The organism is Pseudomonas sp. NFR09 (assembly GCF_900111535.1).
GTDB lineage: Bacteria > Pseudomonadota > Gammaproteobacteria > Pseudomonadales > Pseudomonadaceae > Aquipseudomonas > Aquipseudomonas extremorientalis.
The window spans coordinates 1-22,256 of record NZ_FOIH01000016.1 but is presented as its reverse complement, the minus strand read 5'-3'; the positions used below and the strand labels follow the sequence as shown (position 1 = coordinate 22,256).

The window sequence follows — 22,256 nt, the reverse complement described above, 5'->3', positions numbered from 1 at the left end:
CCCGATTGCTGTCTGTCAGTTGATGCAGCGGGCACTGACCCACCGCTATCGGGGGCAAGCCCCCTCCCACATTGTGACCGCATTTCAATTCTGGATCGGTGCAGGTCCTCCCTTTGTTATCACCGTGACCGAGTCCTGACGATGAACACTGAATTCCGCAAACCGCTTCCCGGCAGCCGCCTGGATTTCTTCGACGCCCGTGCGGCCGTCGAGGCAATCACCCCTGGCGCCTACGCCACCTTGCCTTACACCTCCCGCGTCCTTGCGGAAAACCTGGTGCGCCGCTGCGACCCAGCCACCCTCAATGCTTCCTTGAGCCAACTGATCGAACGCAAGCGCGACCTCGACTTCCCATGGTTCCCGGCGCGTGTGGTGTGCCACGACATCCTCGGCCAGACCGCTCTGGTCGACCTCGCCGGCCTGCGTGACGCCATCGCCCTGCAAGGCGGTGACCCGGCCCAGGTCAACCCGGTAGTGCCGACGCAACTGATCGTCGACCACTCCCTGGCCGTCGAAGCCGGTGGTTTTGACCCGGACGCGTTCGAAAAAAACCGCGCCATCGAAGACCGTCGCAACGAAGACCGTTTCCATTTCATCGAGTGGACCAAGAAGGCCTTCAAGAACGTCGATGTAATCCCGCCCGGCAACGGCATCATGCACCAGATCAACCTGGAGAAAATGTCCCCGGTGATCCAGGTGCGCGACGGCGTGGCCTTCCCCGATACCTGCGTCGGCACCGACAGCCACACCCCGCACGTGGATGCCCTGGGCGTGATCGCCATCGGTGTCGGCGGCCTGGAAGCCGAGAGCGTGATGCTCGGTCGCGCCTCGTGGATGCGCCTGCCGGAAAGCGTCGGCGTCGAATTGACCGGCAAGCTGCAACCGGGCATCACCGCCACCGACATGGTGCTGGCGCTGACCGAGTTCCTGCGTAAACAGAAAGTGGTTGGCGCCTGGCTGGAGTTCTTCGGCGAAGGTGCTTCGGCACTCACGCTCGGCGACCGTGCAACCATCTCCAACATGGCCCCGGAATACGGCGCGACTGCGGCGATGTTCTACATCGACCAACAGACCATCGCCTACCTGAAACTCACCGGCCGCGAAGACGAACAAGTCACGCTGGTGGAGCAGTACGCTCGCCACACCGGCCTGTGGGCCGATGACCTCAAGGGCGCGCAGTACGAGCGAGGGCTGACCTTCGATCTGTCCAGCGTCGTGCGCAACATGGCCGGCCCGAGCAACCCCCATGCTCGCGTTGCCACCAGCGATCTGGCGTCCAAGGGTATTTCCGGCCAGTGGGACGAAGTGCCAGGCCAAATGCCTGACGGCGCAGTGATCATCGCCGCCATCACCAGTTGCACCAACACCAGCAACCCGCGCAACGTGATCGCCGCCGGCCTGCTGGCGCGCAACGCCAACAAGCTTGGGCTGACCCGCAAGCCGTGGGTCAAATCGTCCCTGGCACCCGGCTCGAAAACCGTGGCGATGTACCTGGAAGAAGCCGGCCTGGGCCATGAGCTGGAAAAACTCGGCTTCGGTGTGGTGGCATTTGCCTGCACCACCTGCAACGGCATGTCCGGCGCACTCGACCCGGTGATCCAGCAGGAGATCATCGACCGCGACCTGTACGCCACCGCCGTGCTCTCGGGCAACCGTAACTTCGACGGGCGTATTCATCCCTACGCCAAGCAAGCGTTTCTCGCGTCGCCGCCGCTGGTGGTCGCGTATGCGATTGCCGGCACCATCCGCTTCGACATCGAGAAAGACGTGCTTGGCCTCGACGCGAATGGCAAGGAAATCCGCCTGCAGGACATCTGGCCGAGCGACGAAGAGATCGACGCAGTGGTCAAGGCCTCGGTCAAGCCGGAGCAGTTCCGCCAGGTCTACATCCCGATGTTCGCCATCCACGAAGACACTGGCCCGAAAGTCGCGCCGCTGTACGAATGGCGTCCGCAAAGCACCTATATCCGCCGCCCACCTTACTGGGAAGGTGCGCTGGCCGGTGCCCGTCCGCTCAAGGGCATGCGCCCGCTGGCGGTGCTGCCGGACAACATCACCACCGACCACCTGTCGCCCTCCAACGCGATCATGCTCGACAGCGCCGCCGGCGAATACCTGGCGAAAATGGGCCTGCCGGAAGTCGACTTCAACTCCTACGCGACGCACCGGGGCGATCACTTGACCGCGCAGCGGGCCACCTTCGCCAACCCGAAACTGTTCAACGAAATGGTGGTGGAAAACGGCAAGGTCAAGCAGGGTTCCCTGGCGCGCATCGAGCCGGAAGGCCAGGTCACGCGGATGTGGGAGGCCATCGAAACGTACATGGAGCGCAAGCAACCGCTGATCATCATTGCCGGCGCGGACTACGGCCAGGGCTCGTCTCGCGACTGGGCGGCCAAGGGCGTGCGGCTGGCCGGTGTGGAGGCGATTGCCGCCGAAGGTTTCGAGCGCATCCACCGCACCAACCTGGTGGGCATGGGCGTGTTGCCGCTGGAGTTCCTGCCGGGCACCGACCGCCACACCCTGAAGATCGATGGCAGCGAGACCTATGATGTGGTCGGCGCGCGTACTCCGCGGGCGCAGTTGACCCTGGTGATCAACCGCAAGAATGGCGAACGTGTCGAGGTGCCGGTGACCTGCCGCCTCGACACCGCCGAAGAAGTGTCGATCTACGAGGCGGGCGGCGTGTTGCAACGCTTTGCCCAGGACTTCCTGGAATCGGCGGCGACGGCCTGAGGGGACACCATGGCACACGTAGCGCAAATCAAGATCCCCGCCACCTACATGCGTGGCGGCACCAGCAAGGGCGTGTTTTTCAGCCTCACAGACCTGCCCGAATCGGCGCAGGTGCCGGGCGCCGCACGCGATGCCTTGCTATTGCGGGTGATCGGCAGCCCCGACCCCTACGACAAGCAAATCGACGGCATGGGCGGCGCCACCTCGAGCACCAGCAAGACCGTGATCCTGGCCAAAAGCACCCGCGCCGATCACGACGTGGATTACCTGTTCGGCCAGGTCTCCATTGACAAACCCTTCGTTGATTGGAGCGGCAACTGCGGCAACCTGTCGGCGGCGGTCGGTTCCTTTGCCATCAGCGCCGGCCTGGTCGATCCGGCACGCCTGCCCCACAACGGCGTGGCTGTGGTGCGTATCTGGCAAGCCAACATCGGCAAGACCATCATTGCCCACGTGCCGATCACTGACGGCGCGGTGCAGGAAACTGGTGACTTCGAACTGGATGGCGTGACCTTTCCGGCCGCCGAAGTGCAGTTGGAGTTCATGGACCCGGCGGCGGAAGAAGAGGGCGGCGGTGGTTCGATGTTCCCCACCGGCAACCTGGTGGACGACCTGGAAGTGCCTGGCGTCGGCACCTTCAAGGCGACGCTGATCAACGCCGGTATCCCGACCATCTTCATCAACGCCGAAGACCTCGGCTACACCGGCACCGAGCTGCAAGGCGCGATCAACAGCGACCCGAAAGCCCTGGCAATGTTCGAGACCGTGCGGGCTTATGGCGCGTTGCGCATGGGCCTGATCCAGCACCTGGACGAAGCCGCCCAACGCCAACACACGCCGAAGGTGGCGTTTGTGGCCAAGCCGGCCGACTACGTGGCGTCCAGTGGCAAGGCGATCAAGGCGGGTGATGTGGACCTGCTGGTGCGTGCGCTGTCCATGGGCAAATTGCACCACGCGATGATGGGCACGGCGGCGGTGGCGATCGGCACGGCGGCGGCGATTTCCGGCACCCTGGTCAACCTCGCGGCCGGTGGTGTGGAGCGCAATGCCGTGCGCTTCGGGCACCCGTCCGGCACCTTGCGCGTCGGCGCAGAGGCCACCCAGGTGAACGGCGAGTGGGTGGTGAAGAAAGCCATCATGAGCCGCAGCGCCCGGGTGCTGATGGAAGGTTTCGTACGCGTGCCCGGCGACGCGTTCTAAAAACCGACACTGTCCCCAGTGTGGGAGGGGGCTTGCCCCCGATAGCGGTGTGTCAGCAGACACATATATCAACTGACCCACCGCCATCGGGGTAAGCCCCCTCCCACATTGGATCTTCATACCCCCAAGCAGGCGGCGAGACCTGCGATGGAGCGATCAACCGTGATCCTGAGGACTGACCCAACCTTTTAGGAGTACTGCCATGAGCGCCAACGTCGACCAGAACAACCGTCCCGACTACGACCAGGTCCTGCAGGACATCGCCGATTATGTCCTCACTTACCGGATCGACTCTCAGGATGCATTGGACACCGCCCGCAACTGCCTGATGGACACCTTGGGTTGCGGCCTGCTGGCCCTGCGTTTCCCGGAGTGCACCAAGCACCTGGGGCCGATGGTCGAGGGCACGGTGGTGCCGTTTGGCGCTCGTGTACCAGGCACTTCGTTCCGGCTGGATCCGGTCAAGGCGGCGTGGGACATCGGCTGCATCGTACGCTGGCTCGACTACAACGACACCTGGCTCGCCGCCGAGTGGGGCCACCCCTCGGATAACCTCGGCGGCATCCTCGCTGTGGCCGACCACTTGTCGCAAAAGCGCATCGCCAACGGCGAGGCACCGCTGACCCTGCGCGCGGTGCTGGAAGCAATGATCATGGCCCACGAAATCCAGGGCGTGATTGCCCTGGAAAACTCGTTCAACCGCGTCGGTCTCGACCATGTGCTGTTGGTGAAAGTCGCTTCAACGGCGGTGACGGCCAAACTGATGGGGGCCAACCGTGAACAGCTGCTGGCGGCCCTGTCCCATGCGTTTGTCGATGGGCAGGCATTGCGCACGTATCGGCATGCACCGAATGCCGGTTCGCGCAAATCCTGGGCGGCGGGAGATGCCTCCAGCCGGGGCGTGCGTCTGGCGGATATCGCGATGCGCGGCGAGATGGGCATCCCTGGCGTGTTGAGCGCGCCGCAGTGGGGGTTCTATGACGTACTGTTCAGCCATACCAACAAGGACCTGGCGCTCAAACCGAAGGACAAGCGTGGGTTCAGTCTGTCCCAGCCCTACGGCACCTATGTGATGGAGAACGTGCTGTTCAAGATCAGCTTCCCCGCCGAGTTCCATGCGCAAACGGCCTGCGAAGCGGCGGTGACCTTGCATCCGTTGGTCAAGGATCGCTTGCATGAAATCGAGCGTATCGTGATCACCACTCATGAATCGGCGATTCGCATCATCTCCAAGGTCGGACAACTGGCCAACGCCGCTGACCGTGACCACTGCCTGCAATACATGACCGCCGTGCCACTGGCGTTCGGCAATCTGGTGGCCGAGCAGTACGAAGACGAATTCCACGCCGCCCATCCGATCATCGATGAACTGCGGGATAAAATGGTCATCGTCGAGGATCCGCGCTACAGCCGCGAATACCTGGAGGCCGACAAGCGCTCCATTGCCAACGCGGTGCAGGTGTTCTTCAAGGATGGTACGCATACCGAACAGGTGGCGGTGGAGTACCCGATCGGCCATCGCCGCCGCCGGGTGGAGGGCATTCCGTTATTGGAAGACAAGTTCAAGGCCAACCTGGCCACACGGTTTACCGCGCAGCGCAGTGCCGAGATTTTTGCGTTGTGCAAGGATCAGGCGCGGCTCGAGGCGACACCGGTAAACCGGTTTGTGGATCTGTTCGTGATCTAGCAGACACCACGTATTCACCTGTGCAAATCCAATGAATGTGGGAGGGGGCCTCCCACAGTTGACCGTGTTCACTCGAATCGCAGTATGACTCTGCGGTTGTGTTTGCTCTTCTTCTCGATCTTCTCGCAGAACACCCGGCCGATTTCTTCGGTGTTGAGCACATGGGTGCCGCCGCATGGTTGGATATCGATACCGGCGATTTCAATCACCCGCACCGCTCCCTGGACCACCGGTGGCGCCACCGCCTGGGTGCGGGTGATCTGCAGCAGGGTGGCGTACTCGGTGGCCGGCATCGACAGGGTTTTCACCGGGTGGGCCTGCTCGATCAGCGCGTTGAGGTCGCGGGTGATGCTGTCTTTGTCGAGGGTCATTTCCGGCAGGTCGAAGTCCAGGCGGCCTTTGTCTGCACTGATGCTGCATCCGGTGACCGGCGCGTCAATGATCGAGCACAACAGGTGCAGGCAGGTGTGCATCTTCATGTGCTGGTAGCGCCGGTCCCAGTCGAGGCCGGCGTCCACCTGCACCCCGGCGGTCAATTGTTCGGGGCAGTGTTCCACCTGGTGCCAGATGATCGAGCGCTGCACCGGGTCGCGCACTGTGCCGGTCACTTCGACCCGCGTACCGTCTGCCAGGGTGAGGTGCCCCGTGTCGCCTGGCTGCCCGCCCCCGGTGGGGTAGAACAACGTGTGTTCCAGGGCGACGCCGTGTTCGCTGACGGCAATCACTCGGGCGCTGAAGGCGTTCTGGTAGGGGGCGCTGTCGAACAGCGCCAGGGTTTCCATGGTGTGCACGGACATGTTCAACCTCCGACGATCAATGGGCTGGCTTGCAACAGGGAGCGCACCATCGCACTCAAGCCAGGCGGGGAAAGCAGGGTGATTTCAAATTCCGGGCCGCAGACCTTCAGGTTCAGCGGCAGGCGTGGCAGGTGGTTGCCCGATTCGATGCGATGCAGGCGAAATTGCAGGTGGTGACGTTCCTTCACCGTAGGCTCCAGCATCAGCCCGGGCAAGGGATGGAAGTCGGCGTCCAGCACCGTGACCTTGTGGCTGGTATTGATCTCGCCGACCACGTGCAGACGCTCATCCAGGGCGAAGGCGCCCAGGTATTTACTGTGGTCCGACTCGTCGTTTTTTTGCAGTTGGATCTGGTTTACCACCTTCACCTTGGTGCCGGCGGGCACGTCCTGGGTGATCACGCAGGACGGGCTGATAAACACGTTGTCGCCGATCAACACATAGCCGAGCACGCGGGCGCCGGAACCGACCTCGACGTTATTACCCAGACGTGGATGGCGCTTGCCGTCGGGGTTGTTGGCGATGCCGCGGGCGCCCAGGGTCACGCCGCAGAGGATGTAGCAGTCGTTGCCGATCTCACACGTTTCGCCGATCACGGTGCCGTAGCCGTGGTCCAGTACGAAGCGCCGACCGATACGCGCCGCCGGGTGGATCTCGGCGCCGGAAAGCACCTTGCCCTGGTTGCTCAGCTTGAGGGCGATACGGGAGAAGACGCCGTTGGTCTGGTCGGGGAAATGCCACACCAGGTGCGCCAGCCGGTAATACAGCACCGCCTTGAACGACGCGTAGGACTCCAGGATCAGCTCACCCCGCCCGCGTGATGCCGGGTCGCGGTAGGCGTAGGCGATCAAATCCTCGGCCACCGCCTGGGCGGCATTCTGTACCAGCGGCGCCAGATGCGGCTCCAGCTGCTTCATCTGTGCCGGCGTGAGGGTCTTGATGAGGTGAGTCAGCAACTCATCGTGCAACTGTTGCATGTCGATAAAGCCACCCATTGAGGCACCCCCTTAGTCTGATTGGTTGGAAGAGCGCTTATTCGAAACTGGGCAGGTAGCTGTCGGCATTGTCGTAGACCATGGTCAGCACCACCGTTTCGGGCGGCAGTTCCGGGGCGAGTTGGGCGACAGCCACCATGTTGGCGGCCGAGGACAAGCCCAGGCTGATGGCGTCGGTGCGCATGATGCGTTTCATCATGTCGATGCAATCCTGGCGCGAGACCTTGAGCATGCCGTCGATCACGTCCAGGTTGAGGATGCTCGGGATCAGGCCGATCGACAGGCCCTGGATATGGTGCGGCGCATGCTGGTTTTTCAGCAGGTCGCATTCTTCCGGTTCCACCCCCATGACGCGCAGCCCCGGCCAGGCGGCTTTGAGGGTTTCACCGATGCCTGTGATATGCCCGCCCGTGCCGATCCCGCTGACAAAGTAGTCAGCACGACGCTCGCCGAACGCACGCAGGATTTCCGGCGCGGTGGTGTCGCGATGGGTCTGCGGGTTGGCGCCGTTGCGTTGCTGGTTGAGCATCACGTAGCTGGGGTTTTCCAACTGCAGCTCCATGCACTTTTCGCCATGGGAGTTGTTGCCCAGGCGGCTGTCCGACAGCACCACCTTGGCCCCGTACAGGCGCAGCAGCTTCTGTTTTTCGGGGCTGTAGTTGTCGGGGATCACCAGCACGACCTTGTAGCCCAGCACATTGCCGGCCATGACCAGGCCGATACCGGTATTGCCGCCGCTGGGCTCGATGATGGTTTGCCCGGAGTCACGGATCAGCACACCCCGGCGTTCGGCGTCGAGGATCATGCCCAGGGCGATGCGCGCCTTGTGGCTGCCGCCCGGGTTGAGGGATTCGAGCTTGGCATAGACCTCGATGCCGAGGTCTTCGGAGAACTGCGCCAGGCGCACGATCGGCGTTTGGCCGATGACCTCGAGAATGGAGTTGTGCAACATCATTCAGTCCTCGGCTCAATACAAGGGCATGTCAGGTTCGACGTCGCGAACCCAATGCTTCATGCCGCCCTGCAGGACTTTGGTATTGGCGAAACCCGCCGCCAGCAAGGTGCTGGCGGCTTGCTCGGCGCGGGTGCCGGCGTAGCAGATCAGGTAGTGGGTGTTGTCCCGGCTGAGGCGGTCGAGCTGATTGTCCAGTTCGGCCAGGGGGATATGCACCACACCTGGCAATTTGCACACCTCCAGTTCGCTGGCATCGCGCACGTCCAGCAACACATCGACGCTGCGCGGGTGTTCGAGCAATTGCTTGAGTACACGGGGCTTTATGTAGCGCTCTTCGGCCAGGGACGGCTGGCTGGGCACAGCGTCCGCACAGACAGCCGGCGCCACGCTTTCGCTGTGGCGCAGTTCGGAGCAGCACGGGCAGTCGGCACGCCGCTTGAAGCGGATCTCGCTGAACTTCATTGCCAGCGCATCGAAGCGCATCAAGCGGCCGGACAGCGGTTCACCGATGCCGATCAACAGCTTGATGGCCTCGGTGGCCTGGATCATCCCGACCACACCGGGCAACACGCCGATCACGCCACCGGCGCTGCAATTGGGCGCCAGTTCGGCGGGCGGCGCGCTGGGGAACAGGCAGCGGTAGCAGGGGCCACCTTTATAGTTGAGTACGCTGATCTGCCCGTCGAAACGGTAGATGGCGCCGTATACCAAAGGCTTGCCCAATTGCACGCAGGCGTCGTTGACCAGGTAGCGGGTGTCGAAGTTGTCGGTGCCGTCGATCACCAGGTCATAGGCGCCCACCAGTTCCAGGGCGTTATCGGCGTTCAGGGCGGTGTCGTGGGCGTTGATCTGGATATGGCGGTTGAGGTCTTGCAGACGTTGCTTGGCGGACTCGACCTTGGGCATGCCGAGGGTGCTGTTGCCATGCACGATCTGGCGTTGCAGGTTGCTGCTTTCCACCACATCGAAGTCCACCAGCCCCAGGGTGCCGACGCCGGCTGCTGCCAGGTACAGGCTGATCGGTGAGCCAAGGCCACCGGTGCCGATGATCAGCACCTTGGCTTTCTTGAGGTTCAACTGGCCTTCGCGGCCGACGCCGGGCAGGGTGATATGGCGCACGTAGCGTTGCACTTCTTCATTGCTAAGGGCATCGACATCCATACCGCCCGAGGTGGCGAGCAGTACTTCGATCCGGGCTTTTTCCGGAAGCGGATCGTCGGCGCCGACCAGTTCTTCTTCGGCGGTAAACAGAAAGTGCTCCTTGAGCTGGTTGTTCTTCTCGTGGAACAGGTGCGCACGCAACTGCGGGTGGCTGCTGCAGAGGTTTTCAATGACTTCGCGCAATGTCGTTCCGGCGCCCTCGAGGGTCGATTCCGGCAGCTTGGCCACGCGAACCAGAATGTCGGGGAAAGAGACAGCGTTCATGGACAACTCCGTGTGCAGGTCGTTGAAAGGTTGAAGGGCGAAATGCTTGCCATCCCAGGCAAACAGCTTGGAACCCAGGGACTGGCCCTGGCGAACGTCCACCACCAGGTAGCTGACGGGGTAGATCGGTTCGCCCATGAACAGCGCCTTGTCCTCGTCTTCGTCGCTGAAATAGGCGCCGACATCCGGGTGGGAGTGGTAGATCACCACCACTGGGTTGTTGCTGCGAAACGCTTTGCTCAGCAGCAGGGTGTCGGCCACCGAGAATGTGTAGCCGTTGGCGGCGTTGCGCGGGTACATCTCGGGGTTCTTGCTGTGCAACTCGTTCTGGATATTGCTGCCCAGGTACACGCTGCCGTCGGCGAAGACAAAACCACAGCACTCCTCGGGGTAGCTGCGGCTGGCGTGGGCGTAGATCTGTTCCAGGGCTTCGGGGCGGAGGACGTCCATGTTTCTCTCGCATGGTGGTAGGAGGGTCAATTTTTCTTGGCCAGGAGTTTTTCAACCGGCAGCTTGGTGATCGCAAAGCCGGCCAGCAGGATGGCCGAGTACAGCATCAGGTCGCGGGAAATCGACACGCCTTCGTACCAGGCGCCGATGATCACCGCGAACACCGGGAAGATGATGAACACGAACGACAGGATGATCGGGCTCAAGCGCTTGAGCAGCATGAAGTACACGATGAACCCACCCACCGAGGCCACCAGTCCCAGGTAGAACAGCGCACCCCATGACCGCAGGGTGATGGCTTCGAAGGTCGGCGCTTCAAACCACAGTCCGGCGACGAACAGCATCAGCCCGGCAATACCGATGGGCAGCGTGTTGTAGGTGATTACGCTGATGGCGCTGCCTTTCTGCTTGGTGATGACGTAGCACAAGGCATGCATGATCGCGGCGGTCAGAATCGCCAGCACCCCGAAGAACTCGGCGTGGTCCAGGTGCAGGCCCTGGCTCTTGATGATCATGTAGAGGCTGCCGAAGCCGATACCGATGCCGACCACCTGGGAAAAGTAGATGCGTTCGCGCAGGAACAGCGCGGAGAAAATCAGGATGAACACCGGCATGCAACTGAACAGCAGCGCGGTAAGGCCGGACGAAACATGCATCTCGCCGTAGTTGAGCAGGTAGTAGGGCACGCTGAAGTAGGACAGGGTCACGAACACGAAGAACCAGCGGCTCTCGCGGGGAAACAGGACCGGCTCGCGGCGCACCATGGCAAAGCACAGGAACAGCGGGAAGGCGATGAGGAAGCGCAGGCCGGCGGAGGTGAGCGGCGGCACGCTCTCCACGGCAATCTTGATGCCCAGCCAGGTGGTGCCCCAGCTCAGGCATACGATCAGGAACATCACACTGGTGATCAGCCCGGCCAGCCACTGTTTTTGGGTTTTGGTCTTGGCGGTGTTTTCGAGAACGGCGGACATTGGCATCGTTTATTGCTTCCCTGAGCCGGAATTGAACTCTATATTGAGCTTGTAATGAGTTGTAAAATTCGGCGATTGAACCCGTAAAAGCACACTATTAGGGCGAAAGATGGCTGTCAAAACAAATATTGACATGGTGTCAATTATGCGTGAGGGGTTGTCCAACGGTCAGGGCGTGAAGTACAAGCGCCTGTCCGATGTCATGGAACGGGGCATCCTTGAAGGCTTGATTGAGCCAGGAAGAAAACTGCCGCCCCACCGGGTGCTTTCCGACAATCTTGGCGTCACGATCGGCACCATCAGCCGCGCCTATGGCGAACTGGAACGCCTGGGACTGGTGGTGGCGCGGGTCGGTGACGGCACGTTCGTGCGCAAGCGTGGGATGGAGCGCCAGCGCGATGAAGGCTTTCGCAACTTCAGTGAAGAACCGCGCCAATACTTCGACATGAGCCGGAATATGCACATCCCGGGGCAGGAGACAGTGTTCCTGGCCCAGAGCTTTCAAACCCTGTCGACCAACGCCAAGTTCCTCCAGGACATCAGTGCCTACACACCGGATGCCGGCTTGCCGCGCTACCGTGAAGCGGGGGCACAATGGCTGGTGCAGCGCGATTTTCATCCGATCCCCGAGCAGGTCATCTGCGTCAACGGCGGCCAGCATGGCTTGCTCTGCTCGATGATGGCGCTGTTACGGGCCGGAGATACCGTTGTGACTGAGCAACTCACATACCCCGGCCTGATCACCGCCGCCCGCATGCTCGGTATTCGCTTGATCGGGCTGGAGATGGACGAAGAGGGTGTACTGCCGAGCGCGCTGGACGAAGTCTGTCGTAATCACCGGATTTCAGCGCTGTACTGCACGCCGACCATCCAGAACCCCACCACCGCCGTGCTCTCGGTGGCGCGTCGCGAAGCGTTGGTCAAAGTCTGTCGCGAACACAATCTGCTGATTCTTGAGGACGAAGCCCACGGCGTACTGGTGGAGGATCGGCCGCCGCCCCTCAGCCATTTCGCCCCTGAGCGTACGATTCTGATCAGCAGCCTGAGCAAGGCGGTGTCCGCCGGGCTGCGTGTGGGCTATGTGCATGCGCCGCCCGCGCTGGTCAGCCGTATTTCGGCGGCCCTGCGTTCCACCTGCTGGATGGCCACCCCCGTCACCCTCGAGCTGGCGACCCAGTGGATCGAGAACGGCACGGCGGAATACCTGCTGCGCCAGCAGATCAACGAGATCAGCCGCCGCAAGGCCCTGGTCCGCGACCTGCTGATGGGCCTGGAATACCGCACTCACCTCAACAGCCCGCACTTCTGGATCGAAGTGCCGGAGCCGTGGCGGGCGTCGGAGATCGAGGCCGAGCTCAAGCAGAACAATTACCTGATCGCCACCGCCGAGGCGTTTGCCGTGGGGCAGACGGCGGTGCCGCAGTTTATCCGGGCGAGTATCTGCAATACGTCGGGGGATGATCAGTTATTGCGGGCGGGGTTTGATGCGCTGGCCACGGCGCTGGGGCAGGGCGGGGGACGCTTCCAGTTGTAGCAGGGTTTGTTGTGGCGAGCCCGCTCGCCACGGTGCAACAGCGTATCAAGGCGTTATTTGAAGCGCCGCTCCACGCCTTTCTCCACCAGAATCTTCGCCGAAATCTCTTCCACCGAGAAATGCGTGGAATTGATGTGCGCAATATTCTCGCGACGGAACAGATTTTCTACCTCGCGCACTTCGAACTCACACTGGGCATAGCTCGAATAGCGACTGTTGGGCTTGCGCTCATTGCGGATCGCCGTCAGCCGGTCCGGGTCGATGGTCAGCCCGAACAGCTTGTGCGAATGCGCGCGCAGGGCCGCCGGGAGCGTCAGGTGCTCCATGTCGTCTTCAGTCAGCGGGTAGTTGGCCGCACGGATGCCGAATTGCATGGCCATGTACAGACAGGTGGGCGTTTTGCCGCAGCGCGACACGCCCACCAGGATCAGGTCAGCCTTGTCGTAGTAATGGGTACGGGCGCCGTCGTCGTTGTCGAGGGCGAAGTTCACCGCCTCGATACGCTCCATGTAGTTGGAGTTATGCCCAATGGAATGGGACTTTCCGACCGAATACGAGGAGTGTTCGCTCAACTCCTGCTCCAATGGCGCCAGGAAGGTCGAGAAAATATCGATCATGAAACCATTCGACGTTGCGAGAATCTCACGGATGTCTTGATTGACGATGGTGTCGAAAATGATCGGCCGAAAACCGTCTTTTTCAGCCGCCAGATTGATTTGTTGTACCATGGCCCGCGCTTTATCCACGCTGTCGATGTACGGCCGCGTGAATTTGGCGAAGGTAATGTTTTCGAACTGCGCGAGCAGGCTCTGGCCCAGTGTTTCGGCTGTGATGCCGGTGCCGTCGGAGATAAAGAAAGCAGATCGTTTCATTTGAGCCCTGGGCCTTAAGCTGATGGCGAATCTTGGATATGATAGGCGCGATTTTGCCGTCCCGCGGTGGGCCGCATTCTCACTTATTTTCCAGGTCCAGGCCACAAGCGCGGGCGACAGCTCCTATTGAGCAGCCGGCGTCCTGAGCTTTTCCAACACAGAAAGTGGAGAGATCACCTTGGTAGAGTACGTAGTTTCCCTCGATAAGCTCGGCGTCCATGATGTAGAGCACGTAGGGGGCAAGAACGCATCCCTCGGCGAGATGATCAGTAATCTTGCAGGCGCTGGCGTGTCGGTGCCCGGTGGTTTCGCCACCACGGCCCAGGCTTACCGCGATTTCCTCGAACTGAGTGGCCTCAACGCTCAGATCCACGCCGCGCTGGACGCCCTGGATGTCGATGACGTCAACGCCCTGGCCAAGACCGGTGCCCAGATCCGCCAATGGATCATGGAAGCCGAGTTCCCCGAGAAGCTCAACGAAGAGATCCGTACCGCCTTCGCCACCCTGTCGGCCGGCAACCCGGACATGGCTGTCGCCGTGCGTTCCTCGGCTACCGCCGAAGACTTGCCGGACGCCTCCTTCGCCGGCCAGCAAGAGACCTTCCTGAACATCCGCGGCGTGGAAAACGTCATCCGCGCCGCCAAGGAAGTGTTCGCCTCGCTGTTCAACGATCGCGCCATTTCCTACCGTGTTCACCAGGGTTTCGACCACAAGCTGGTGGCCCTGTCTGCCGGTGTACAGCGCATGGTGCGTTCGGAAACCGGCACCGCCGGCGTGATGTTCACCCTCGATACCGAATCGGGCTTCCGTGACGTGGTGTTCATCACCGGCGCCTACGGCCTGGGTGAAACCGTCGTACAGGGCGCGGTCAACCCCGACGAATTCTACGTACACAAGGGCACCCTCGAAGCGGGTCGCCCGGCCATCCTGCGCCGTAACCTGGGCAGCAAGGCCATCAAGATGATCTACGGCGACGAGGCCAAGGCCGGTCGTTCCGTGAAAACCGTTGAAGTCGACAAGGCCGAACGTGCGCGTTTCTGCCTGACCGACGCTGAAGTCAGCGAGCTGGCCAAACAAGCGATGATCATCGAAAAGCACTACAAGTGCCCGATGGACATCGAGTGGGCCAAGGACGGTGACGACGGCAAGCTGTACATCGTGCAGGCCCGTCCGGAAACCGTGAAAAGCCGCACCTCGGCCAATGTCATGGAACGCTACCTGCTCAAAGAAACCGGCACCGTGCTGGTGGAAGGCCGTGCCATCGGCCAGCGCATCGGCGCCGGCAAGGTGCGGATCATCAAGGACGTGTCCGAAATGGACAAGGTCCAGCCGGGCGACGTACTGGTCTCCGACATGACCGACCCGGACTGGGAACCGGTAATGAAGCGCGCCAGCGCCATCGTCACCAACCGTGGCGGGCGCACCTGCCACGCAGCGATCATCGCCCGTGAGCTGGGGATTCCTGCGGTAGTCGGTTGCGGCAACGCCACCCAGCTGCTCAAAGACGGCCAGGGCGTGACCGTGTCCTGCGCCGAAGGCGATACCGGCTTCATCTTCGAAGGTGAACTGGGCTTCGACATCAAGCAGAACTCCATCGACGCCATGCCGGACCTGCCGTTCAAGATCATGATGAACGTCGGCAACCCGGACCGTGCCTTCGACTTCGCACAGTTGCCGAACGCCGGTGTGGGCCTGGCCCGCCTGGAGTTCATCATCAACCGTATGATCGGCGTGCACCCCAAGGCCCTGTTGAACTACGACGGCCTGCCGCTGGACATCAAGGAAAGCGTCGACAAGCGCATCGCCGGCTACAACGACCCGGTGGGCTTCTACGTCGAGAAGCTGGTGGAAGGCATCAGCACCCTGGCGGCGGCGTTCTACCCGAAAAAGGTCATCGTGCGCCTGTCGGACTTCAAGTCCAACGAATACGCCAACCTGATCGGCGGCAAGCTCTACGAACCGGAAGAAGAAAACCCGATGCTGGGCTTCCGTGGCGCCTCGCGTTATATCAGCGAAGCGTTCCGTGACTGCTTCGAGCTCGAATGCCGCGCCCTCAAGCGCGTGCGCAACGAAATGGGCCTGACCAACGTCGAGATCATGGTGCCGTTCGTGCGCACCTTGGGCGAAGCGAGCCAAGTGGTCGACCTGCTGGCAGAAAACGGCCTGTCCCGTGGCGAAAACGGCCTGCGCGTGATCATGATGTGCGAATTGCCGTCCAACGCCATCCTGGCCGAAGAGTTCCTCGAGTTCTTCGACGGTTTCTCCATCGGTTCCAACGACCTGACCCAGCTGACCCTGGGCCTGGACCGCGACTCCGGAATCATCGCCCATCTGTTCGACGAGCGAAATCCTGCGGTCAAGAAGCTGCTGGCCAACGCCATCCAGGCCTGTAACAAGGCCGGCAAGTACATCGGCATCTGCGGCCAAGGTCCTTCCGACCACCCTGACCTGGCCAAATGGCTGATGGAGCAGGGCATCGAAAGCGTCTCGTTGAACCCTGATTCCGTGTTGGAAACCTGGTTCTTCCTGGCGGAAGGCCAGGCGTCCGCCTAAGATCGTCATGTCAAAAGTGCCGGTCACCCGATGAGGGTGACCGGCATTCTTATCTGTGCAGGGCGGAACTCCTTCCGGACGCCGCCCTTTTTTGTGCAAGAGCATTATGCAAAGCAGCAGCAACCTGTTTCCCGTCGCCCTGATCAGCGCTGAGCGTCGTGGCGACCTGAGTGAAGACGTGTACCGCCTCAAGCCCGGTAACAGCCCCGACGGCACCGTCGAGCTGGCAGTTACCCGTTTGGGCCTGGCCGATGTCCCGGAAAACCGGGGCATTGCGGTTATTTTATTGCATGGCAGTTTTTCCAATCGCCGCTTCTGGTATTCGCCCAAAGGCATCGGCCTGGGCGCTTACCTGGCACGCCAGGGATTTGATGTGTGGATCCCGGAAATGCGTGGTCATGGTTTGTCCAAGCGCAATCATGACTACGCACGCAACCGCGTCGCTGACTATGCGCGCTACGACTTGCCGGCCATTGGCGCGTTCGTGCGCGAGCAAAGCGGGCAGGTTCCTCACTGGATCGGTCATTCCCTGGGTGGCACCAGTCTGGCGGCGGCGCTTGGCGGGCGGCACCTTGGCGCGCCAGCCGTGGCTTCGGTGGCGTTGTTTGGCTGCCAGGTCAGCCGCACCCACTGGCCGTTGAAGCTGCCACCGGTGGAATGGACGGGGCGCTTGCTCTTGAAACGCTTCGGCGAAGTCTCCGGCTCGCGCCTCAAGCGTGGCCCGGAGGACGAGCCGGCAGGCGTGATGATCGAAGCCATGCGCTGGAATGGCCTGTTTGGCCGCTTTGGCGAAGGCAAGAACGACTGGTGGAAAGGCCTGGCGGAGGTCGACGTGCCGTTGCTGTCGGTCAGTGCTGCCGGCGATCGTCAGGACCCCGACTGGGCCTGTCGCAAGCTGTTCGAGCAGGTCGGTTCCGAGCACCGTCAATACTTGTGCCTCGGCCGTCAGCAAGGGTTTACCGAGGATTTCGGGCACGTTGAAATGCTCGTCAGCAAAGCCGCACAGGCTGAAGTGTGGCCACTGGTGGCGCAATGGCTGAAGGACCCGCTCGCCCCATTGTTCGGCGTGCAGCCCGAGGTGTTGGCCACTGTTTGAGGGCAGGGCTCTGCCAAGGGCGTTTCACTCGTGTGTGGTTGCGGCTAAGATATGACGCGTTAAACGCTTCTGGTCATATTCAGTCGCGCAGTGACTATTGCGTTGCGACGAAGTGGATGGGATGTTTCGCACCTGCTTGGGCTGGCGCTTCTTTCGAAAGACACCTCTTTGACGGAAAGGAATTGTTCAATGAACCATTATGTGACCCCCGACCTGTGCGACGCCTACCCGGAGCTGGTGCAGGTGCTCGAGCCGATGTTCAGCAACTTCGGCGGCCGAGACTCCTTCGGCGGTGAGATTGTCACCATCAAATGCTTCGAAGATAACTCTCTGGTCAAGGAACAAGCCGACCAGCCTGGTGCTGGCAAGGTGCTGGTGGTCGACGGTGGAGGATCCCTGCGCCGTGCGCTGCTGGGCGACATGATCGCCGAAAAAGCTGCGAAAAACGGCTGGGAAGGGCTGGTGATCTACGGCTGCATTCGTGATGTGGATGTCATCGCCCAGACCGACCTTGGCGTGCAGGCCCTGGCCAGTCACCCGATGAAGACCGACAAGCGTGGTATTGGCGATCTGAACGTGGTGGTCACCTTTGCAGGCGTGACGTTCCGCCCGGGTGAGTACATCTACGCCGACAATAACGGCGTGATTGTGTCGCCCAGCCCACTGAAAATGCCTGAATAAACTGCTGTAAGCGACGGGGTGAGGATGTTCGAGGAAGAAAACGCGCAATGGGGGCTTGTACATGCCCTGGTGCTGGACGGTAAAGGCGGTGCGCGTTCGATTGCCCGGACAGAGCTCGACGACTTGCAACTGCAGTCCCAGGAAAGCCTGTGGCTGCATTGGGATCGCAGTCATCCGCAGACCCAGACCTGGCTGCGCAAATCCAGTGGCTTGAGCGAGTTCGCCTGTGACCTCTTGCTGGAGGAGAACACCCGCCCGCGCCTGTTGCCGTTGCCGGACTCGCAATTGCTGCTGTTCTTGCGTGGGGTCAACCTCAACCCCGGTGCCGAACCGGAGGACATGGTTTCGGTGCGGATTTTCGCCGCGGCCAATCGTGTGATTTCCCTGCGGTTGCGTCCGTTGCGCGCCACGGATGAGTTGCTGGTGCAGCTGGCGGATGGCAAGGGACCGAAGACGGCCTCTGAACTCATCCTTTATATGGCTCAGTACCTGACTAATAAAGTGCAGGATCTGGTCAGTGACCTGTCTGAAATCGTCGACGTAGAGGAAGAAAAACTCGATACCGACGAACGGTATACCCCGGAACATGGCAGCGTCCTGCAGATCCGTCGACGGGCAGCCGGGCTGAAGCGATTCCTCGCGCCGCAGCGGGATATTTTCGCCCAGCTCACGCGGATCAAACTGCCGTGGTTCTGTGACGACGATGCCGACTATTGGAACGAATTGAACAACAGCCTCACCCGTTATCTGGAAGAGCTTGAATTGACCCGAGAGCGCGTGGGGCTTGTGCTGGAGGCCGAAGACCGGCGTTTGAGCGTGCGCATGAACCGCACCATGTACCGCTTCGGGATCATCACCGGAATCTTCCTGCCGATGAGTTTTCTCACCGGCCTGCTGGGTATCAATGTGGGTGGGATTCCGTTCTCTGCCAGCCCCTATGGATTCATGATTGCGTGCCTGTTGATGGTCTCGGTGGCGCTTGGGCAATGGTGGCTTTTTCGACGATTGCGCTGGGTTTGACCTGAATATGACCTGAACGTAGGAAGGGTCCTATGTGACCCCAAGAAATTTACCCTCGTCTTTTAAATCACTTGCGAGAGGTCCTTATGCACGATCCGTTCGAACAGTCTTTGCGTGACATGCTCAATGCCTCGCCGTCCAACCGCGACGACGATGCCTGCTTGGGCCGCGTGCTGAAAACCGCCAACCGTCAGGTGGGCGCGGGTGATCTGTTCGGTCTGCTCGGGCGCTGGGTGCCGGCGTTGATGATGGCCCTGAACAACGGTTCGGCCCATGTCTCACCGGTTTCCCGTGATAAACCTCTTGCTCGCACTGCTGATAAGGCTGATTGAATATGGAACTTGATCTCTGGACCCAGAGCCTGGTCACCGCGATGACCGCATTGTGGACCAAGGTGGCGAATTTCATTCCCAACCTGTTTGGTGCCCTGGTGCTGGTGTTGCTGGGCTTTGTCGTGGCCAAGCTGCTCGACACCCTGCTGTCCAAACTGCTCGCGAAACTGGGCCTCGACCGCCTGATGGCAGGCACCGGTCTGACCAAACTGTTGGGGCGTGCCGGGCTGCAGGTACCCATCTCGACGTTGATCGGCAAGATCGTTTATTGGTTTGTTTTGCTGATTTTCCTGGTTTCTGCGGCTCAATCCCTTGGACTTGAGCGAGTTTCAGCTACGCTCGACATGCTGGCGCTGTACTTGCCGAAGGTTTTCGGCGGCGCGCTGGTGCTGCTGGTAGGTGTTTTGCTGGCGCAACTGGCCAATGGGCTGGTGCGCGGCGCCGCCGAAGGCGTGGGTTTGGACTATGCTGCGGGCCTGGGGCGGATTGCCCAGGGCCTGGTGATTATCATCAGTATTTCGGTCGCGATCAGCCAGTTGGAGGTCAAGACTGACCTGCTCAACCACGTGATTGTGATCGTTTTGATTACCGTTGGTCTGGCCGTTGCGCTGGCCATGGGCTTGGGAAGCCGGGAAATTGCCGGTCAGATTCTTGCGGGAATCTATGTGCGTGAGTTGTACCAGGTGGGCCAACAGGTGCGTGTGGGCGAGGTTGAAGGGCAAATCGAGGAGATCGGCACGGTCAAGACGACGGTGCTGACCGATGACGGCGACCTGGTGTCGCTGTCCAACCGGATTCTCCTGGAGCAGCAGGTCAATAGCCGCTAACCCGGCAAACCCTGCTAATGTACGCCGCCGCGAGCCTGGGTGATCGGGCTGTGGCGGACATTGACCTGACTGTCGGCACGACTTGTTTTGAATAAAGCCCAAACGCTGTCCACGCGCTATGACCCCCGTGAGCTCTCTGATGAGGAGCTGGTCGCGCGTTCGCACACGGAGCTGTTTCACGTCACTCGCGCGTACGAAGAATTGATGCGCAGATATCAACGCACTTTGTTCAACGTTTGTTCAAGGTATTTGGGGAACGATAGAGATGCGGATGATGTCTGTCAGGAAGTGATGCTCAAGGTGTTGTACGGCCTGAAGAACTTCGAAGGCAAATCGAAGTTCAAGACATGGCTGTACAGCATCACGTACAACGAGTGCATCACGCAGTATCGGAAGGAACGGCGAAAGCGTCGCTTGATGGACGCCTTGAGTCTTGACCCCCTTGAGGAGGCATCTGAAGAGAAGGCGCCGGCACCCGAGGAGAAGGGCGGACTTGATCGCTGGTTGGTGTATGTGAACCCGATTGACCGGGAAATTCTGGTGCTACGATTTGTCGCAGAGCTGGAGTTTCAGGAAATCGCTGACATCATGCACATGGGTTTGAGTGCTACAAAAATGCGTTACAAGCGTGCTCTTGATAAATTACGTGAGAAATTTGCGGGCGAGACTGAAACTTAGTGCGTGGCAAATATCTCTTACGTGTAGGCAAGTTCTGTTAGACTTGTCGCCGAGTTGTCCCCCGGTTTGTGGGACTGCTTTACAATCACCAGATGGGGATTTAACGGATGAAACTGAAAAACACCTTGGGCTTGGCCATTGGTTCTCTTATTGCCGCTACTTCTTTCGGCGTTCTGGCACAAGGCCAAGGCGCAGTTGAAGGCGAGCTGTTCTACAAGAAGCAGTACAACGATAGCGTCAAGCACATCGAAGACGGCTTCAATCCTGGCGCTCGCATCGGTTACTTCCTGACCGACGACCTGTCCTTGAACCTGTCCTACGACAAGACCAACCACACCCGTTCGAACGACGGTACTGGTAACCAGAAGATCAAAGGCGATACCGGCAGCCTGGTTGCCCAGTATCACTTCGGTCAAGCTGGCGTAGACAGCCTGCGTCCATACGTAGAAGGCGGTTTCGGTCACCAGAGCCGTACCAACGTTCAGGCTGACGGCCACAGCGGTCGCGACCAGACTACTTTCGCTACCGTTGGTACTGGCGTGAAGTACTACTTCACCAACAACCTGTACGCACGTGCCGGTGTTGAAGCTGACTACGGTCTGGACAACGGCAAGTGGGACTACTCCGCACTGGTCGGCCTGGGCGTAAACTTCGGCGGTAACGCTGGCGCAGTTGCTCCAGCTCCTACCCCAGCACCAGCTCCAGAGCCAACTCCAGAGCCAGAAGCTCCAGTTGCTCAGGTTGTTCGTGTTGAGCTGGACGTCAAGTTCGACTTCGACAAGTCGGTTGTTAAGCCTAACAGCTACGGCGACGTGAAAAACCTGGCCGACTTCATGGCTCAGTACCCAGCTACCAACGTAGAAGTTGCTGGTCACACTGACTCCGTAGGTCCAGACGCTTACAACCAGAAGCTGTCCCAGCGTCGTGCTGACGCTGTTAAGCAAGTCCTGGTTAAAGACGGCGTTGCTCCTAGCCGTATCACCGCAGTAGGTTACGGTGAATCCCGCCCAGTTGCTGACAACGCAACTGAAGCTGGTCGTGCCATCAACCGTCGTGTAGAAGCGTCGGTAGAAGCTACAGCTCAGTAATTACTGAGTGGTAGAAAAAAGCCCGGCTCAGGCCGTAATGCTGTTCACTTAAGCATTTGAGTCCCGGCCGGGCTTTATAGAGAATCCGATGTCAGACTCCTGGCATCGGATTTTTTTATGCCCATTCAGCAGCAGTTGCTCGACCTCGGCGATCTCTTCAACTTTTCTGACCTGAGCACCTTCACTCAGAACATCCCAATCGAGTGGGTAGCGAGTGCGCTGAACCTTTCGGTGCAAGCCACCATACGGCGGCGCCGCTTGCCGAGTGACCAAGTTCTTTGGCTGGTTCTGGGCATGGCTTTGTTTCGTGATGAGCCCGTCCACGAGGTCGCCAGGCGTTTGAATATCTGCGCGCAAG

The 22,256-nt window shown here is 60.5% G+C and carries 19 protein-coding genes; 13 read left to right on the top strand and 6 right to left on the bottom strand.

Annotated features, from left to right (window positions below):
- The first annotated feature begins 141 nt into the window (after positions 1-141).
- The 3 genes from acnD (at position 142) to prpD (ending at position 5,623) form a co-directional block, all read left to right on the top strand.
- A complete protein-coding gene (gene acnD / locus BMX59_RS27745; protein ID WP_071491417.1) occupies positions 142-2,736 on the top strand; it encodes a Fe/S-dependent 2-methylisocitrate dehydratase AcnD in 2,595 nt (864 codons plus the stop codon).
- A gap of 9 nt (positions 2,737-2,745) precedes the next feature.
- A complete protein-coding gene (gene prpF / locus BMX59_RS27740; RefSeq protein WP_093128081.1) occupies positions 2,746-3,936 on the top strand; it encodes a 2-methylaconitate cis-trans isomerase PrpF in 1,191 nt (396 codons plus the stop codon).
- Between the two features lie 202 nt (positions 3,937-4,138).
- Complete coding sequence (prpD, locus tag BMX59_RS27735) at positions 4,139-5,623, top strand: 2-methylcitrate dehydratase (protein ID WP_093128079.1); 1,485 nt, start codon at positions 4,139-4,141, stop codon at positions 5,621-5,623.
- 68 nt (positions 5,624-5,691) lie between these two features.
- Here prpD and BMX59_RS27730 read toward each other — a convergent pair whose 3' ends face one another.
- Genes BMX59_RS27730 through BMX59_RS27710 form a run of 5 tightly spaced genes read right to left on the bottom strand, consistent with a single transcriptional unit; the run spans position 5,692 to position 11,165 of the window.
- On the bottom strand, positions 5,692-6,420 hold the full coding sequence (locus BMX59_RS27730; RefSeq protein WP_071491414.1) for an alanyl-tRNA editing protein: 729 nt from the start codon (positions 6,418-6,420) through the stop codon (positions 5,692-5,694).
- 2 nt (positions 6,421-6,422) lie between these two features.
- Positions 6,423-7,415 (bottom strand): serine O-acetyltransferase, encoded by a 993-nt coding sequence (locus tag BMX59_RS27725; RefSeq protein ID WP_092242695.1) that lies wholly within the window; start codon positions 7,413-7,415, stop codon positions 6,423-6,425.
- 37 nt (positions 7,416-7,452) lie between these two features.
- Positions 7,453-8,367: a PLP-dependent cysteine synthase family protein gene (locus BMX59_RS27720; protein ID WP_071491545.1), complete on the bottom strand. Its 915-nt coding sequence runs from the start codon at positions 8,365-8,367 to the stop codon at positions 7,453-7,455.
- Between the two features lie 15 nt (positions 8,368-8,382).
- Positions 8,383-10,245: a molybdopterin-synthase adenylyltransferase MoeB gene (gene moeB / locus BMX59_RS27715; RefSeq protein WP_092242698.1), complete on the bottom strand. Its 1,863-nt coding sequence runs from the start codon at positions 10,243-10,245 to the stop codon at positions 8,383-8,385.
- 26 nt (positions 10,246-10,271) lie between these two features.
- Complete coding sequence (locus BMX59_RS27710; protein ID WP_162276406.1) at positions 10,272-11,165, bottom strand: DMT family transporter; 894 nt, start codon at positions 11,163-11,165, stop codon at positions 10,272-10,274.
- 160 nt (positions 11,166-11,325) lie between these two features.
- Between BMX59_RS27710 and BMX59_RS27705 the strand changes: the two genes are divergently transcribed.
- Positions 11,326-12,750, top strand: coding sequence for an aminotransferase-like domain-containing protein (locus tag BMX59_RS27705; protein WP_093128077.1), 1,425 nt, complete (start codon positions 11,326-11,328; stop codon positions 12,748-12,750).
- Between the two features lie 53 nt (positions 12,751-12,803).
- Here BMX59_RS27705 and BMX59_RS27700 read toward each other — a convergent pair whose 3' ends face one another.
- Positions 12,804-13,622, bottom strand: a complete 819-nt coding sequence (locus BMX59_RS27700) for a posphoenolpyruvate synthetase regulatory kinase/phosphorylase PpsR (protein ID WP_003193298.1) — start codon at positions 13,620-13,622, stop codon at positions 12,804-12,806.
- A gap of 178 nt (positions 13,623-13,800) precedes the next feature.
- Here BMX59_RS27700 and ppsA point away from each other — a divergent pair, with 178 nt between their 5' ends.
- The 9 genes from ppsA to BMX59_RS27655 form a co-directional block, all read left to right on the top strand.
- Complete coding sequence (gene ppsA / locus BMX59_RS27695; protein WP_025854225.1) at positions 13,801-16,176, top strand: phosphoenolpyruvate synthase; 2,376 nt, start codon at positions 13,801-13,803, stop codon at positions 16,174-16,176.
- Between the two features lie 106 nt (positions 16,177-16,282).
- Positions 16,283-17,272 (top strand): alpha/beta fold hydrolase, encoded by a 990-nt coding sequence (locus BMX59_RS27690; RefSeq protein ID WP_071491408.1) that lies wholly within the window; start codon positions 16,283-16,285, stop codon positions 17,270-17,272.
- A gap of 189 nt (positions 17,273-17,461) precedes the next feature.
- Entirely contained in the window at positions 17,462-17,953 is a 492-nt protein-coding gene (rraA, locus tag BMX59_RS27685; RefSeq protein WP_058427377.1) for a ribonuclease E activity regulator RraA, read from the top strand.
- Between the two features lie 24 nt (positions 17,954-17,977).
- Positions 17,978-18,973 carry a zinc transporter ZntB gene (locus BMX59_RS27680; protein ID WP_071491407.1) on the top strand — a complete coding sequence of 332 codons (996 nt, stop codon included), beginning with the start codon at positions 17,978-17,980 and terminating at the stop codon, positions 18,971-18,973.
- 86 nt (positions 18,974-19,059) lie between these two features.
- Positions 19,060-19,305: a CrfX protein gene (locus BMX59_RS27675; RefSeq protein ID WP_092242715.1), complete on the top strand. Its 246-nt coding sequence runs from the start codon at positions 19,060-19,062 to the stop codon at positions 19,303-19,305.
- Positions 19,306-19,307: 2 nt separating this feature from the next.
- A complete protein-coding gene (locus tag BMX59_RS27670) occupies positions 19,308-20,132 on the top strand; it encodes a mechanosensitive ion channel family protein (RefSeq protein WP_071491406.1) in 825 nt (274 codons plus the stop codon).
- A gap of 87 nt (positions 20,133-20,219) precedes the next feature.
- Entirely contained in the window at positions 20,220-20,810 is a 591-nt protein-coding gene (gene sigX, locus BMX59_RS27665; protein ID WP_010208495.1) for an RNA polymerase sigma factor SigX, read from the top strand.
- A gap of 107 nt (positions 20,811-20,917) precedes the next feature.
- Positions 20,918-21,898, top strand: a complete 981-nt coding sequence (locus tag BMX59_RS27660) for an OmpA family protein (protein ID WP_071491405.1) — start codon at positions 20,918-20,920, stop codon at positions 21,896-21,898.
- A gap of 123 nt (positions 21,899-22,021) precedes the next feature.
- Positions 22,022-22,256 (top strand): transposase domain-containing protein (locus BMX59_RS27655; protein ID WP_175486696.1); only part of this gene is annotated, 235 nt, incomplete at its 3' end.